This window comes from Rothia nasimurium (assembly GCF_049068285.1).
Lineage (GTDB): Bacteria > Actinomycetota > Actinomycetes > Actinomycetales > Micrococcaceae > Rothia > Rothia nasimurium_I.
This window is the reverse complement of the sequence record NZ_JBLKPV010000002.1, coordinates 198,548-212,986: the sequence shown is the minus strand read 5'-3', so window position 1 is coordinate 212,986 and position 14,439 is coordinate 198,548. Positions and strand designations below refer to the sequence as shown.

Genomic DNA, 14,439 nt, shown 5'->3' with positions numbered 1-14,439 from the left:
TGGTCTTGGTAACAAAGGCTGGTTCTGGTTTTGCAAAGTTCCCCAAAGCCGTGTAAAGTATTCTACTGTTCGCTTGAAGAAGTGAATGGTTCAAGAAATTGAATACGGCAGATTACCCGAGCGGCCAAAGGGGGCTGACTGTAAATCAGCTGGCATTGCCTACGGGGGTTCAAATCCCTCATCTGCCACCAGCAAAAATCCCGTCTCTTCGGAGGCGGGATTTTTTTCTGCTTTTTGCCCTGTTTCCGTGTTGATGGATGACTTTCAGCGGTGGGGGAACTTCATTGAGAGAGAAACCTGCCACAGTCTTTAGACATGGCCCCCTAAACCGGGTAGCGTGTTCCCCATGGCAACCATTGAAATCACACAGGAAAACCTCACCCAGCACGTCGAGTCCTCAGAGATTCTCTTCCTCGACTTCTGGGCAGACTGGTGCGGCCCCTGCAAGCAGTTCGGCCCCATTTTTGAAGCAGCGTCAGAGAAGCACGCTGATATTACCTTCGGCAAGGTTGATACCGAAGATCAGCAGCAGCTGGCAGCTGCCGCAGGTATTACCTCAATTCCCACTATCATGGGTTTCCGCGAAGGCGTCCTGGTCTTCTCCCAGCCCGGTGCGCTCAACGGCCAGCAGTTCGACCAGATTATTGAGGCTGTTAAGGGCCTGGATATGGCAGAAGTTCATAAGCAGGTTGCTGAGCAGGAAGCTGCCCAGGCTAACGGTGAAGCTGTTTCTGATGATCCCAGCCAGGCATAAGCCTGTCCTTTAGGTTTTTTCAAGGGCCCTTACCCGGTTTTCGGGTAAGGGCCCTTGTGGTTTATTCGGGCCTAGAGGGTGCGGATGTCATTGGGGGAGTAGCGCGGGGCCCGGCGGGGTTCTGAAATGCCAGCTGCCTTGATGAGGGCAATGACCCGTTGCCGGTTGCCTGTGAAGGGGGCTAGGAGTTGAATCATCCGGACGTCGTCGCCTCGGGTTCCGTCAAAGGCGTAGGTGACGTGGTGGGCCAGGTGGTAGTCGCCGACGCTGATGGCATCTGGGTGGCCGCAGTAGCGTTGGAGGGCTTCGGCGATAGTCCAGGGCCCGATACCGGGCACCGAATGGAGAGCCCTAGCGAGTTCGCTGACGGGGTTGGTGGTAGCGAACCGTTCAAAGGACGGAGCCCGCTGCCCGTAGTGCATCATGGCTGAGGCGCGGGCGCGGTCGATACCGGCCCGGTGGTAGGTCCAGTCGGGGATCCCTGCAAAGACCGTCGGGTCCGGGAAAATAATCATGCCGTCTGGCTGGTCGGGCTGGCCTGTGAGCGGGGCGGGGGTGCCGTACTGGCGTAGCAGGGCCCGCATACCGCCCATCGCTTCCATTCCGGTAACCCTTTGTTCGGTGATTGCCAGAAGGATGTTCTGCGACAGCAGACCAATCGAGGGTAATCTCAGGCCGGGATTTTCGGCCCGGGTCCTCTGGAGCCGGCCCGGCAGTTGCTCCCAGGCCGGGGAATTGGTGAAAGAGCTCCACCGGTCAGCTTCCCCCAACCAGGAGGACACCCGCGCGGCGAAGGCTTCAAGGGCGGACGGCACCGCCGCAGCACCTGCAGGCAGGTCGGCTTGGGCGGGGTCAGCCCACAGGGTAACCTGCACCGGGGCCAGTAAATCGGTGGGGTGCGTCCTTGCAAACCGGGCCAGTAACCCAACCCCAGACTCCCTAGCTGTTGCCCAGTAGGCCGGGCCAGCTGCCGTCCTCACCGCCCTAAACAAGGGGTCGAAATCACCCCGCTGCAGGGAGGTGAAAGTCTGCCCCAGGTGGACCCGGTGGGTGGGCTCAAAAGTCATGGAAGCCTTCAACATGCTCCCTATCGTCTCATGGGGTGGCCCCGGCACTCATTCCATATCATCGGGAGAACTGTCTATACTCGTAAGAAGCCGAGCCCCACCAAAGCAGAAAAGAAGATCAATGAGCAAGCTGAACCTCCCGGCCGAACCTCAGCCCGGCCGAGCCCGGGCCCTCGCTGCCCTGCTGGCCCTGGTGGTCTTTGCGGTCTACAGTACCTATTCCTACTTTCAGTGGAAACACTATGTGATTCCCTCATGGGATCTTGGCATCTTCGCCCAATTAGCCAAAGCCTACGCCAACGGTGAGGCCCCCATCGTGCCCATTAAGGGCGAGGGCTTCAACCTCCTGGGTGACCACTTCCACCCCCTCACCCTCCTGCTAACCCCTTTCTACTGGCTCTGGCCCTCACCTGCCACCCTGCTCTATGTGCAAAACGGGCTGGTTGCTCTCTCCGTCTACCTCCTGGTGCGCTTCGCCCAACGCATTGTGGCCCCCTGGGCTGCCCTCGCCCTGGGTGCCGCCTATGCCCTGAGCTTCGGCGTCCAACAGGCTGTCTCCGTGCAGTTCCACGAGGTCGCCTTTGCCCTGCCCTTCCTCATGCTCAGCCTGGGCTACCTAGCCCTCACCCGCCTCACCACCGAACCCGGCCCCCTGCTCCTACGCGCAACCTACTGGGGTGCCCCCCTCGTCTTTGTCAAAGAGGACGTCGGCGTCACCGTTTTCGTCCTCGGGCTGGTTATCCTCTGGCGTACCGGCTGGGTAACCACTGCAACCAACATCCTCTTCCCCCTCGCCAGCGCCGGGGCAACCCCCTGGAGTAACCGCCTCCGAGCCCTCACCCGCTCCTGGACGAAAACCCCAGGCGTTGCCGAATCAAGCCTGCTCGCCCTCTGGGGGGCAGCCTGGTCGGTGCTAGCCGTCAGCGTCATCCTGCCCTTCTTCAACACCGGCGGAGTCTTCGACTACTCCGACAAGCTTGATGTCACAGCCGCCCTCGGCGACCCCCTCGGCTCCTTCGCCCAGCTCTTCTACCCCTGGACCAAAACTGCAACCCTCGGCCTGCTCCTGCTCACCGGCGCCCTCGCCTGGATTGTCAGCCCGCTTGCCCTCATCGTCCTGCCCACTATCATCTGGCGTTTCCTCTCCCCCCAAGAGGGCTACTGGGAAGCCACCTGGCACTACAACCTCGTCCTCATGCCCATGATCTTCATGGCCCTGCTGGACGCGCTCGCCAAGGCCAAGGCCCGCACCCAAACCCCCGCCTACCGGCTGGGATCAGCCCCCTTAGCCCAAGCCACCGCCAAGGTACTCGGTACCCTCCGCCACCGGGCCCCCGTCCTCCTGCCGGCCCTGGTTCTGGTCATTAACCTTGTAGGGACAGCCAGCCAGCCCCTCGCAGATCTAGCCAACCCCGCCTTTGCAACCACAAGAGCCAGCGCAAGTGACCAGATGAAAACCCAGGTGCTTGAAGCAATACCGGCCGGCTCCAGCGTCGCTACTGACCTCTCCGTCCTGACCTATCTGATCCCCGAGCACACCGTCTACTGGATCAACCACTCAGGCCAGCCAGCCCCCGACTACGTCATTATCGACCTAGCCGGAAGCGCCTGGGGCGGCCATCCACCCGCCAGCGCCCTCACCTACGCCACCGGCCGCTACGGGGAAGCCACCTACGAGCACTACACCACCATCGGAACTATCGACATCGCCCGCCGGGTCCCCTAAACCTGTACCCTTTATCACCCCACACCCCCAAACCCAGAAAACTAGGGTAGGGTTGAAAGGTAAGACTCGGGAACCCCCGAAAGACGCTTCTCTAGCGCCCATGCCCACCACCGGCAAACAGCCGGATGCAACCGGCAAACCACCGAAGGGCTACGCGCGTTCAATCCTCTTAGGCAAAAGAAAACGGTTGAACCTAGAAGAGAACCTGATGTGTAATCAGCTCGCCCAAGCGCGCACCCCTTCACCCGCAGGAGCCATTAGCCCCTGCCTGGTTAGACTCGCTGCCACGACCCCCTAACCCACCTGTACTAGCCCAGGAGCTAGAAAACCGCGCACCAGCGCGTCCACAGTCGAAGGCACAGCGCCCACGAACCGAAGACCTCACTGCGAGGCCCCTCGCGAGCATTCCACGGGGAACACCCGTCCGCACGAAAATCCGTGCTGAACCCCCACTCGATGAGGAAAACATTGACTGAAAATACTGCCGTCAACGCAGAAAATACTGAAGCAACCACCGAAGAAGAAACCGTGCGCTTCACCGACCTGGGCCTTGATGCCCGCGTCCTGGCCGCCCTCGACAAGGTAGGCTACGAAAAGCCCTCACCCATCCAGGCCAAAACCATTCCCCTCCTCCTTGAAGGCCGCGACGTCCTGGGCCTCGCCCAGACCGGTACCGGCAAGACCGCAGCCTTCGCCCTGCCCGCCCTCTCAACCCTGGCAGAACTCGCTGACATCAACGGGGTCTCCAAGGACACCCAGGTGCTGGTGTTGGCCCCCACCCGTGAACTGGCCCTGCAGGTTGCAGAAGCCTTCTCCTCCTACGCCACCGATATGGACGACTTCACCGTCCTGCCCATCTACGGCGGCTCCCCCTACGGCCCCCAGCTGGCCGGCCTCAAGCGCGGTGCCCAGGTTGTCGTCGGTACCCCCGGCCGCGTCATCGACCACCTCAAGAAGGGTTCCCTGGACCTTTCCAACCTGCAGTACCTCGTCCTGGACGAAGCTGACGAAATGCTCCGCATGGGCTTTGCTGAGGACGTTGAAGAAATCCTGGCAGGCACCCCCGATTCCAAGCAGGTAGCCCTCTTCTCGGCCACTATGCCCAAGACCATCCGCAAGATCGCTGACAAGTACCTCAACGACCCCGTCGAGGTCCGCGTCAAGTCCAAGACCACCACCAGCGCCAACATCCGCCAGCGCTACATGCAGGTCATGCACTCCCACAAGCTCGAAGCCATGACCCGCGTGCTTGAGGTTGAAGACTACGACGGTATCATCGCCTTCGTCCGCACCAAGAAGGAAACCGAAGAGGTCGCCGATAAGCTCAAGGCCCGCGGCTACCAGGCGGCTGCTATTAACGGCGACATCCCCCAGAACCAGCGTGAACGCACCGTCGAAGCCCTGCGCGATGGCCGCATTGACATCCTGGTTGCCACCGACGTCGCCGCCCGCGGCCTGGACGTTGAGCGTATCTCCCTGGTCGTCAACTTCGATATCCCCCACGACACCGAATCCTACGTCCACCGTATTGGCCGTACCGGCCGTGCAGGCCGCGAGGGTGAAGCGATCCTCTTCATGACCCCCCGCGAAAAGTACATGCTCCGCCAGATTGAAAAGGCAACCCGCCAGCAGGTTGAGCAGATGCACATGCCTACCGTGGACGACGTGAACAGCAACCGCAAGCAGAAGTTCGCCCAGCAGATCACCGACACCATCGAAACCGAAGATCTCAGCTTCTTCCGCGAGCTCATTGACTCCTACGCAAACGAGCACGATGTTGAAGGCGAAGAAATCGCAGCAGCCCTGGCCGTCATCGCCCAGCAGGGCCGCCCCTTCCTGGCTGAAGAAATGCCCGAGCCCAAGAGCAAGAAGCGCGACCGCGACCGCGACTTTGACCGGGACGAAAAGCCCCGCGGCGGCCGCCGCCATTCAGAGGAAGGCATGGTTGACTACAAGCTGAACGTCGGCCGCTCCTCCCGCGTTTCCCCGGCAGCGATCGTCGGTGCCCTGACCAACGAGGGTGGCCTCAAGGGCAGCCAGGTCGGTGCCATTGATATCCGCCAGCACTTCACTATCGTCTCCCTGCCCGAGAACGAACTGCCCGGTGACTTCTTCGACCGCCTGCGCGACACCCAGGTAGCCGGTGAGTTCATCAACATCAAGAAGGACCGCGGCCCCAAGGGCGGCGGCAAGAAGTTTGACCGCGACGGTGACTTCGGCGGCAAGGACTTCGGCGGCAAGGGCTTCAAGAAGAAGTTTGACCGTGATGATCGCGGCTTCGGTAAGAAGGACTTCGGCGGTAAAAAGAAGTTCGACCGCGACTTTGGTGGCAAGGACTTTGGCGGCAAGAAAAAGGGCCGCAAGAAGTTCTAAGGTTTGTGCCCTAGAACACCTCAAAAAGCAGGTTCTGGATTTGCGTCTTCTCTAGGATGTATCGTAAGCTAGTATCTGTTGCCCCGATAGCTCAGTGGTAGAGCGCCATCTTGGTAAGATGGAGGTCCCGGGATCGATTCCCGGTCGGGGCTCTCGTATGAGCCCATGTGGTTTGTACTTGGCGGTGTAGCTCAGCTGGTTAGAGCGCACGACTCATAATCGTGAGGTCGACGGATCGAGCCCGTCCACCGCTACGCCCCGATAGCTCAGTGGTAGAGCGCCATCTTGGTAAGATGGAGGTCCCGGGATCGATTCCCGGTCGGGGCTCAGATAACCTGTCAAGCAATAGCTTGGCAGGTTTTTTGTATTCAAAATTCGGGCCAGCCCCCGGGCTGGTATTTGAACTTTTTCCCTCTTTATTTCATGAAACCTGGCCCTGCCCCGTAGAGTGTTTACATGGCTATTAATGAAGAGATTGTGGGCCGCGTTTACCCGGCCACTGAGCCCTATTCGGTGGGGCGAGAGAAAATCCGTGAATTCGCTGCAGCCGTGAAGGCCACCAGCCCCCTGCACTTTGACGTGCAGGCGGCCCAGGACGCCGGTTACAGTGACCTGATTGCCCCGCCCACCTTCGCCATTATTCTGGCCCAGAAGGCAGACGCTGCCCTGATTGCTGACCCCGAAGCTGGCATTGATTTTTCCCGGGTGGTCCACGCTGACCAGCGCTTTACCCACCACCGCGCGATCGTGGCCGGGGACGAGTTGCTGACCGAGGTTCACGTCGATAGCGTGCGGGTTATGGGGGCTGGCGCTATGTTCACCACCCGCGAAGAAATTACCACTGTAGAGGGCGAGAAAGTCGCTACCTGCATTTCATCACTGCTGGTTCGGGCGGAGGACTAACCCATGGCTATCTCTTTTGACTCCCTTGAGAAGGGCACCGAGATTGGTGCCCGCCAGATTCCCGTCACCCGGGCTGACCTAGTGGCTTACGCGGGCGCGTCCGGCGACTTTAACCCTATTCACTGGAACGAGCGTTTTGCGACCGCCGTGGGCCTGCCTGGCGTGATTGCCCACGGCATGTTCACCATGGGGGCTGCCGTGCAGCTGGTGACTGACTGGGTGGGGGACGCCGGTGCCATTGTGGACTACCAGACCCGGTTCTCTAAGCCTGTGCCGGTGCCCGATGCTAAGGACGCGGCTTCCCCGGCTACCGGCGGCAACGTCATCTCGGTTGCCGGTAAGGTCGGCGCCCTGGATGCGGACGCCCGCACAGCCCGTATTGATCTGACCGTCACCGCCCCTGACACCGAGGGTAAAGAGCAGAAGGTGCTGATGAAGGCTCAGGCCTTGGTTTCTTTCGGTTAAAACCGTAGACGATAAAAGGTGGCCACCATTTCCGTTAGAAGTGGTGGCCATCTTTTACTGGTTTAGTCAGAGGTTTTATGGTTTTGTTGCTCTCTGTCTTTCGCTCTTTCAAGCTGCTCAATGGTGAGCATGTTCTTGCGGTGCTGGCTCCTCAAGGTTATGAAACCCATAACTGTAAGAAGGGGGACACCGATAATCCCAAACAGCAGGCTAATATAGCCTTCAATAACTCCCAGAAAACTGGACATTAGAAAATGGAAATCCATGATGTTCTCCTTGGCGCTTATCCCTTCTCTGTCCAAGCAGTAGATTTGTGTACCTTAAGGTCATTCTTAACCCGGTGGCTACCGCCGTTATTTGCTTTATAGTCAGCATAGTAGGTGACGTGCGTATCGGAATATCGAATTACCCTAGTGTTGGATACGTTACCGTTGTAGCTTCTGAACATATCTTCCCAATAGTGCGAGATACGCCATCCGCCTTGAGTATGTTCGTAATTGAAGCGTAAAGTGAAGTTCGCATAACCGTAGCTCCATACAGCTTTACAGTTTTTCCAATACATAGCGTAGTGGCTACCTGAGAAGGCACAGTCAGAAACTGATTGCGGTGATACTAATCTGCCTAGAGAAGCGGAAGGTAACGTAGCTTGCTGGCCGTCGAAGTAAGAAAAAACAGCGATGGAACCGTCCGGGAAGGTTGAAAGTATTTCTCCGCTGGGAAGTTGTTTCTCCGAGATCGGGGCAACACCACCGAGGGAGTCCCATATCTCACCATTCTGTAGCTTCAGCAGAAGTTCCTCTTGCACCTCGGGTTGGACCCCGTAGGTGTTGAAGAAATCCAGGATTTGTTGATTCTCTGCTGAAACGGGTTCTGCCACCTGAATGTTATCTGCGCTAGATAAAACTGTCTGCGCCTGTGCTGGTGTGCCCGCTACGAGAGCCCCCAAAAAAAGTAGGGAAGCTATGAGGGCGGTGCCTTGGGCTGGAAGTAGGCGGTGCAAGCTCATGAGTCAACCTCCTTGTTGTAACATTTGTGAGCTGCAACGGAGTTGTCTAGAAATATAGAGCTTCCGTTAACAAGATTTTAGTGACCTGCGTAACAGGAAGTCAATGCCTCTGAGTAAATCTGTTGGTGAAAATTGAGGCTTATTCACTCGGGGGTGCCCAGTACCCAAAACACCAACCCTCTCGGCCTTGCCTGAGAAATTTGTTTTCCTTGTGAATGCCAGTTCCAGGTAGGCACTAAGGTTTCGTCAACCACCTAAGGCAGGGTACTAGAATAGACCAGTACCAGCCCGTTACTTTAGAGAAGGCAGCCTCCCCGCCATGGCAAAAAAATCCCAGCTTTCCGACCGGCAGATCAAGACCTGGTACAGGGCGGTGCTGGGGCTCTTCTTCGCCAGTGGTCTAGTGGTATCCGCCCTGCTCACCCGCCTGCCCGATGTGGCCAACGGGCTAGGGCTCAGCTCCGGGCCCATGGGCTTACTGCTGCTGGGCATGACCATCGGCTCCTTCTGCGCTGTCAGCTTCTCGGGTACCTTCGTGGCCCGCTTCGGGGCCATCCGCTGTATCGCAGCCGCCTACACCGTCACCGTCACCGGCATGATCCTCATCGGCCTGGGCGTCCACCTCACCAGCGTCCCTGTGACCCTGCTGGGTCTCATGCTCCAGGGCCTAGGATCAGCTGTCTCCAACGTGGCCTCCAACGTGCAGGGCGTAGCCAACGAGCGGGCCCTGGGCCGCTACGTCACCCCCATCATGCACGGCTTCTTCTCCATTGGCACCGTCGTCGGGGCCGCTATCGGCACCCTGGATACCCGCCTGGGTGTGCCCTTCGCCGTCCACATGCTCTACTTCGCCCTTGCTGTTGCTGCCCTCGTCCTTATCTCTCTCAAGTTCTGCCACAGCGAAAACTACGGCCAGGACGACACCCAGGCCATCGCCGCTGTCGGCTCCTACCGGGTGCGCGACGCCTGGCGCGATAAGCACACTATCCTCATCGGCCTCTTCGTCCTCGGCATGGCCCTGGCCGAAGGCTCAGCCAACGACTGGGTAGCCCTGGCCCTCACCCATGACTACGGCACCAGCACCACCATTGGCTCGCTGGGCTACTTCACCTTCGTGGTGGCCATGATGGTAGGACGCTTTGGCGGCACCGCCCTGCTCAACCGCTTCGGCCGGGTAGCGGTGCTGCGCACCACCTGCTCCCTTGCCATACTCGGCTTGGCCCTCTTCATCTTCGCCCCCACCCTGCCCCTGGGCTTTGTTGGCCTGCTGCTCTGGGGCTTGGGGGCCTCCCTGGGCTTCCCCACCGGCATGTCAGCCGCCTCCGACGACCCGCTCAAGGCCGCCGTCCGCGTCTCCGTTGTCTCAACTATCGGCTACGCGGCCTTCCTGGGCGGCCCGCCCCTGCTGGGCCTGTTGGGGGAGCACTTCGGTATCCGCAACGGCCTGCTGGCCGTCCTGGTCTTTGTGGTGGTTTCCCTGGCTCTCACTAGCCAGCTAGAACCTAAGAAGCCCAGCCGCACCGTCCATACCGAAAAAATCTAGGTAGGGCAGAGGTCAGGACGCCCCTGCCCGGCTCCCAGCGACAGCTCAGGGGGCAGGCAGGCGGCACCCGGGCTAAGCCGGTAGAATAGGCACCGTGACTGACAAGCTTTTAAGTGAACTGACCACTGCCGCTGTGGGCGGCCCCGCCCGCCTCTTCGTTGAGGCCACCAGCGAGCAGGAAATTATCGAGGCCGTAAGCGCCGCCGACCAGGCAGGAGAAGACCTGCTGGTAGTCGGTGGGGGCTCTAACCTGCTGGTAGCCGATGAGGGCTTTGACGGGACAGTGGTCCATATCGCTTCAACCGGTATCGAGACCGTTAGCGACTATGCCTGCGGCGGCACCACCTTGCGCGTGCAGGCCGGCCATACCTGGGATGACCTGGTGGCCTATGCTGTCGAACAGGAACTCTCCGGGCTTGAGGCTCTCTCAGGTATTCCCGGCACCGTGGGCGCCACCCCCGTGCAGAACGTGGGGGCCTACGGCTCTGAGGTTGCCCATACCATCGCTTCGGTGCGTACATGGGACCGCCAAACCGGTAGCTACAAGACCTTCGCTAACGCCGACCTCAAGTTCGCCTACCGGGATTCGATCCTCAAGCAGTCCACCGTCAACGGCTCCCCCCGCTATGTAGTGCTGACCGTAGACTTCCAGCTGCCGCACGGCTCCCAGTCTGCCCCCGTCCGCTACGCTGAGCTGGCCCGCCAGCTGGGCGTTGAGGTGGGGGAGCGGGCCGACTCCCGCCAGGTGCGCGAAACCGTGCTGCGCCTGCGTGCCGGTAAGGGCATGGTGCTGGACGCCGCCGACCGCGACACCTACTCCACCGGATCCTTCTTCACCAACCCCATCATCCCCGAAGCCCTTGGCGCTACCCTGCCCGAGGGGGCCCCGTCCTACCCGGCCACCACCCCCACCGGTGAACCTATCGAGGGCATGGTCAAGCTCTCAGCCGCCTGGCTGATTCAGCAGGCCGGCTTCGATAAGGGCTTCGGGCTAGAGGGCGAGGCCGCTAAGCTTGCTGGTGGCCGGGCTTCTCTCTCCACCAAGCACACCCTGGCCATCACCAACCGAGGTGGCGCTTCAACTGCCGACATTGCGGCCATCGCCCGGGCAGTACGCGACGGGGTTGAAGCCCGTTTTGGGGTGCACCTTGAGCCTGAACCCGTCACCGTAGGATTCACTCTCTAGGGCGTCTATGGGCCTAGAAAAAGAGATTGAAAGCGGGCAGGGCGGCCGCCTGCATCGGCGCATGGAGCGGGTCCGCGCCTTCATGGGCCGTCACGCCGCCCTGCTGATGCTCTACCGGCTGCTGGTGATAGGGCTGGGCTTTCTCTGCATCGTTGCCGGCATTATCATGCTGGTGACGCCGGGACCCGGCTGGCTCTTTATCTTCATGGGCATGAGCCTGTGGGGCACCGAGTTCCACTGGGCCCACCGCCTCAACGTGTGGGCCAGGGCCAAAGTCCTCTCCCTGTGGCGGGAACTAGAAGCCAAACGCCAGCGGGTCAACCGCCGCCGCACCGCAGCCCGCTGGGCCCAGCGCCCCAACAAGAAACACCACTGCCCCAACGGGAAGCACTACCACCCCTAGGAGCTTTCCAGCCCCAGCATACGGTCCAGGGTCTGGTGGATCTGCTGGTCCTCAAAGCCCAGCTTACGCATGGCGGTAATGTACTTCTCGGTCAGGGTCTGGGCCTTATGCGCCGTTGAATCAAGGGCCGTAATAAAGGACCCGGCCCGGCCGTGCGTCTCAATAGCCCCGGCAGCCTCCAGCTCCTTATAGGCCTTGGCCACCGTATTGAGGGCCAGACCCGTCTCAGCTGCCAAGGCCCGCATGGGCGGTAGTCTATCCCCGGCAGCCAGCGCCCCAGAAGCCCGGGCGGCAATAATAGCCCGCCGCAACTGGGAGTAGGGGGGAACGTCCGAGCCCTTATCAACCCTAAAATTTAAATCACGAATGCCCCCGCTCAATTCCTCCTGAGAATCATGAATCGGGGGCATCTCGTGTTCAGTCATAGCACCAGTCTAAAGGGTGCCAGTTGCAATCTTCAGCATACGGCGCACCGGCTCAGCGGCACCCCAGAGCAGCTGGTCACCCACGGTGAAAGCAGAGATGTACTGGGGGCCCATTGAGAGCTTGCGGATACGGCCCACAGGGATATCCAGGGTACCGGAGGCCGCAACGGGGGTCAGACCCTCGACGGTAGCGTCCTTAGTGTTGGGGATAACCTTAGACCACTCGTTGTCCTCATCGATGATCTTCTCGATTTCCTCAACGGTCAGGTCTTCCTTGAGCTTCAGGGTCAAAGCCTGGGAGTGGGAGCGCATGGTTGCAATACGGACGCACAGGCCATCCAGGGCAACCCGCTCATCGCCCTCCAAGCCCAGAATCTTGTTGGACTCAGCTTCAGCCTTCCACTCTTCGCGGGACTGGCCGTTGCCCAAATCTGAGTCAATCCAGGGAATCAGGGAACCAGCCAGGGGGACACCGAACTGGGTGGTGTCCAGCTCACCGGAACGCTGCAGCTCCAGCACCTTGCGGTCAATCTCAAGAATGGCGGAGGCGGGGTCGTCCAACTCGGGCTTGACGTGGCCGTTGATGTCGCCGAACTGCTTGAGAACCTCGCGCATGTGGCGGGCACCGCCACCGGAGGCAGCCTGGTAGGTCATGGAGGTACCCCACTCAACCAGGCCCTGCTTCCACAGGCCGCCAAGACCCATGAGCAGGCAGGAGACGGTGCAGTTGCCACCGATGAAGTCCTTGATACCGGAGTCCAGGCCGCGGTCGATAACATCGCGGTTGATGGGGTCCAGGACGATCACGGCGTCATCGTTCATGCGCAGGGTTGAGGCGGCGTCAATCCAGATACCCTGCCAGCCGCGCTCGCGCAGCTGGGAGTGGACGGCCTTGGTGTAGTCGCCGCCCTGGGCAGTGACGATGACGGGCAGCTTGGCGAGCTCGTCGATATCGTGGGCGTCCTTGAGGGTGGATTCAGCCAGGGCACCGCCGAAGGTGGGGGCGGGGGAGCCTGCCTGGGAAGTTGAGAAGAAGACCGGGTTAATCCCGGCGAAGTCGCCTTCATCGAGCATCCGCTGCATGAGGACGGAGCCGACCATGCCGCGGTAGCCTACGAAGCCTACGGAGTCACCAGTTGTAAAAGTCATGGTCTCAGTCTAGCTTCTAGGGCTCAGCGACGCAGGGTCTGGAACCGCATAGTGAGAGGAATCCTCTCATCACAGGCGGTGAGGGCGTAGCCGCTAGCTGATAGGACGGAATCGCCCTCGGCTACCAGTTCCCACTCGGCTCCCAGCTTAGGAGCATAAGTATCGCCAGGAACGTCAACCTCAAAGAGGGTGCGTTCTGCTCGGACAACCTGGCCGCCAGCGACCCCGGGCAGGTCGGTGCGCCCCAGGGCCTCGGCGTACACTGAGCCGCCCCCAATGATCCAATAGGTTTCAGCCTCCGGGGCAAGGTCCCCGGCCACCTCCAAAGCTGCATCGAGGGAGGGGACCCACACGGCCCCGTCCTTCTCTTCAGGCTGGGAGACAGATCGTGTAATCACAAGATTGAGCCGCCCGGGCAGGGGACGGAAGCGGGGAGGGAAGGACTCCCAAGTTACCCGGCCCATAATCACCGGGGCCCCCAGGGTAAGTTTCTTGAAGTGGGCCAGATCTTCGGGGCCATACCAGGGCATATCGCCCTGACGGCCAATAATCCCCTTGCTGGTTTGGGCCCAGATCATGGCTAGTTCAGGCAGGTTCTTGTGACTCATGCCGATACCCTAGACCGCAATCGGGGCCTTGATGAGGGGGTGGTGGCGGTAGTCCACCAGCTCAAAGTCCTCGAACTCGTAGTCGAAAATTGAGGCCTTCTTGTTCTTAATGAGCAGGCGCGGGTAGGGGTAGGGCTGGCGAGAAAGCTGCTCGGTCACCTGCTCGTAGTGGTTGGAGTAGATATGGCAATCCCCGCCGGTCCAGACGAACTCACCGGGCACCATGCCAACCTCTTCAGCGATCAGCTGGGTCAGCAGGGCGTAGGAGGCAATGTTGAAGGGCACACCCAAGAACATGTCAGCTGAGCGCTGGTAGAGCTGGCAGGAGAGCTCTTTCTGACCGTCCTCCCTAGTCTTCACATAGAACTGGAAAAGGGCATGGCAGGGGGGCAGAGCCATGTCATCGACCTCGGCCGGGTTCCAGGCGCTGACGATATGGCGGCGGGAATCCGGGTTGTTTTTGAGCGAATCGATGACCTTGGCGATCTGGTCGATGCTGCCACCGTCGCCAGCGGGCCAGGAGCGCCACTGCACCCCGTAAACCGGGCCAAGTTCGCCGTCCTCGTCCGCCCACTCGTCCCAGATGGTGACGCCGCGTTCCTGCAGCCAACGCACGTTGGACTCCCCGCGAAGGAACCAGAGCAGCTCAACGACAACAGACTTAAAATGCACTTTCTTGGTGGTGATCAGCGGGAAGCTCTCAGAAAGGTCAAACCGCATTTGACGGCCGAAAACGCTCTTGGTGCCGGTGCCGGTGCGGTCGGATCGTTCGTCGCCGGCCTCCATGATTTCACGGAGCAGGTCTTCGTAGGGGGTGGGGATAGTCATGGT

At 60.3% G+C, this 14,439-nt stretch carries 15 protein-coding genes and 4 tRNA genes; 12 read left to right on the top strand and 7 right to left on the bottom strand.

Annotation, left to right across the window (positions count from 1 at the left end):
- Window positions 1–106: 106 nt before the first annotated feature.
- A tRNA-Tyr gene (locus ACMXX3_RS03000) sits at window positions 107–191 on the top strand.
- Window positions 192–346: 155 nt separating this feature from the next.
- Window positions 347–754: a thioredoxin family protein gene (locus ACMXX3_RS02995; protein ID WP_421083285.1), complete on the top strand. Its 408-nt coding sequence runs from the start codon at window positions 347–349 to the stop codon at window positions 752–754.
- A gap of 71 nt (window positions 755–825) precedes the next feature.
- Here the strand turns inward: ACMXX3_RS02995 and ACMXX3_RS02990 are convergent, their stop codons facing one another.
- Window positions 826–1,836, bottom strand: coding sequence for a DNA-3-methyladenine glycosylase family protein (locus tag ACMXX3_RS02990; protein WP_421083284.1), 1,011 nt, complete (start codon window positions 1,834–1,836; stop codon window positions 826–828).
- A 106-nt stretch (window positions 1,837–1,942) separates the two neighbouring features.
- Between ACMXX3_RS02990 and ACMXX3_RS02985 the strand changes: the two genes are divergently transcribed.
- From ACMXX3_RS02985 to ACMXX3_RS02955, 7 genes are all read left to right on the top strand, one after another.
- Entirely contained in the window at window positions 1,943–3,547 is a 1,605-nt protein-coding gene (locus ACMXX3_RS02985; protein ID WP_421083283.1) for a DUF2079 domain-containing protein, read from the top strand.
- A gap of 456 nt (window positions 3,548–4,003) precedes the next feature.
- Window positions 4,004–5,920 carry a DEAD/DEAH box helicase gene (locus ACMXX3_RS02980; protein WP_421083385.1) on the top strand — a complete coding sequence of 639 codons (1,917 nt, stop codon included), beginning with the start codon at window positions 4,004–4,006 and terminating at the stop codon, window positions 5,918–5,920.
- A gap of 80 nt (window positions 5,921–6,000) precedes the next feature.
- Window positions 6,001–6,072, top strand: a tRNA-Thr gene (locus tag ACMXX3_RS02975).
- A 28-nt stretch (window positions 6,073–6,100) separates the two neighbouring features.
- Window positions 6,101–6,174: transfer RNA gene (locus ACMXX3_RS02970), tRNA-Met, on the top strand.
- A 1-nt stretch (window position 6,175) separates the two neighbouring features.
- Window positions 6,176–6,247 (top strand) — tRNA-Thr (locus ACMXX3_RS02965).
- A gap of 129 nt (window positions 6,248–6,376) precedes the next feature.
- A complete protein-coding gene (locus ACMXX3_RS02960; RefSeq protein WP_421083282.1) occupies window positions 6,377–6,823 on the top strand; it encodes an FAS1-like dehydratase domain-containing protein in 447 nt (148 codons plus the stop codon).
- Between the two features lie 3 nt (window positions 6,824–6,826).
- A complete protein-coding gene (locus tag ACMXX3_RS02955) occupies window positions 6,827–7,288 on the top strand; it encodes a MaoC family dehydratase (RefSeq protein WP_421083281.1) in 462 nt (153 codons plus the stop codon).
- A 62-nt stretch (window positions 7,289–7,350) separates the two neighbouring features.
- On the opposite strand, the gene ACMXX3_RS02950 is transcribed toward ACMXX3_RS02955, so the two are convergent.
- Complete coding sequence (locus tag ACMXX3_RS02950) at window positions 7,351–7,554, bottom strand: hypothetical protein (RefSeq protein ID WP_421083280.1); 204 nt, start codon at window positions 7,552–7,554, stop codon at window positions 7,351–7,353.
- A 17-nt stretch (window positions 7,555–7,571) separates the two neighbouring features.
- The gene (locus tag ACMXX3_RS02945; protein WP_421083279.1) at window positions 7,572–8,294 is read right to left on the bottom strand and encodes a hypothetical protein; all 723 of its coding nucleotides are present in this window, start codon (window positions 8,292–8,294) and stop codon (window positions 7,572–7,574) included.
- Window positions 8,295–8,613: 319 nt separating this feature from the next.
- Between ACMXX3_RS02945 and ACMXX3_RS02940 the strand changes: the two genes are divergently transcribed.
- From ACMXX3_RS02940 to ACMXX3_RS02930, 3 genes are all read left to right on the top strand, one after another.
- Window positions 8,614–9,837, top strand: a complete 1,224-nt coding sequence (locus tag ACMXX3_RS02940; RefSeq protein ID WP_421083278.1) for an MFS transporter — start codon at window positions 8,614–8,616, stop codon at window positions 9,835–9,837.
- 94 nt (window positions 9,838–9,931) lie between these two features.
- Window positions 9,932–11,023: a UDP-N-acetylmuramate dehydrogenase gene (locus tag ACMXX3_RS02935; protein ID WP_421083277.1), complete on the top strand. Its 1,092-nt coding sequence runs from the start codon at window positions 9,932–9,934 to the stop codon at window positions 11,021–11,023.
- 7 nt (window positions 11,024–11,030) lie between these two features.
- A complete protein-coding gene (locus ACMXX3_RS02930) occupies window positions 11,031–11,426 on the top strand; it encodes a PGPGW domain-containing protein (protein ID WP_421083276.1) in 396 nt (131 codons plus the stop codon).
- Here the strand turns inward: ACMXX3_RS02930 and ACMXX3_RS02925 are convergent.
- From ACMXX3_RS02925 to ACMXX3_RS02910, 4 genes are read right to left on the bottom strand one after another with little or no spacing between them, the layout of a single operon-like run.
- Window positions 11,423–11,851 carry a GntR family transcriptional regulator gene (locus ACMXX3_RS02925; protein WP_421083275.1) on the bottom strand — a complete coding sequence of 143 codons (429 nt, stop codon included), beginning with the start codon at window positions 11,849–11,851 and terminating at the stop codon, window positions 11,423–11,425. The genes ACMXX3_RS02930 and ACMXX3_RS02925 overlap by 4 nt on opposite strands.
- A 9-nt stretch (window positions 11,852–11,860) precedes the next feature.
- Window positions 11,861–13,000 carry an aspartate-semialdehyde dehydrogenase gene (gene asd, locus ACMXX3_RS02920; RefSeq protein WP_421083274.1) on the bottom strand — a complete coding sequence of 380 codons (1,140 nt, stop codon included), beginning with the start codon at window positions 12,998–13,000 and terminating at the stop codon, window positions 11,861–11,863.
- A gap of 23 nt (window positions 13,001–13,023) precedes the next feature.
- On the bottom strand, window positions 13,024–13,608 hold the full coding sequence (locus tag ACMXX3_RS02915; RefSeq protein WP_421083273.1) for a dihydrofolate reductase: 585 nt from the start codon (window positions 13,606–13,608) through the stop codon (window positions 13,024–13,026).
- Between the two features lie 9 nt (window positions 13,609–13,617).
- Window positions 13,618–14,436: a thymidylate synthase gene (locus ACMXX3_RS02910; protein ID WP_421083272.1), complete on the bottom strand. Its 819-nt coding sequence runs from the start codon at window positions 14,434–14,436 to the stop codon at window positions 13,618–13,620.
- Between the last annotated feature and the right edge of the window lie 3 nt (window positions 14,437–14,439).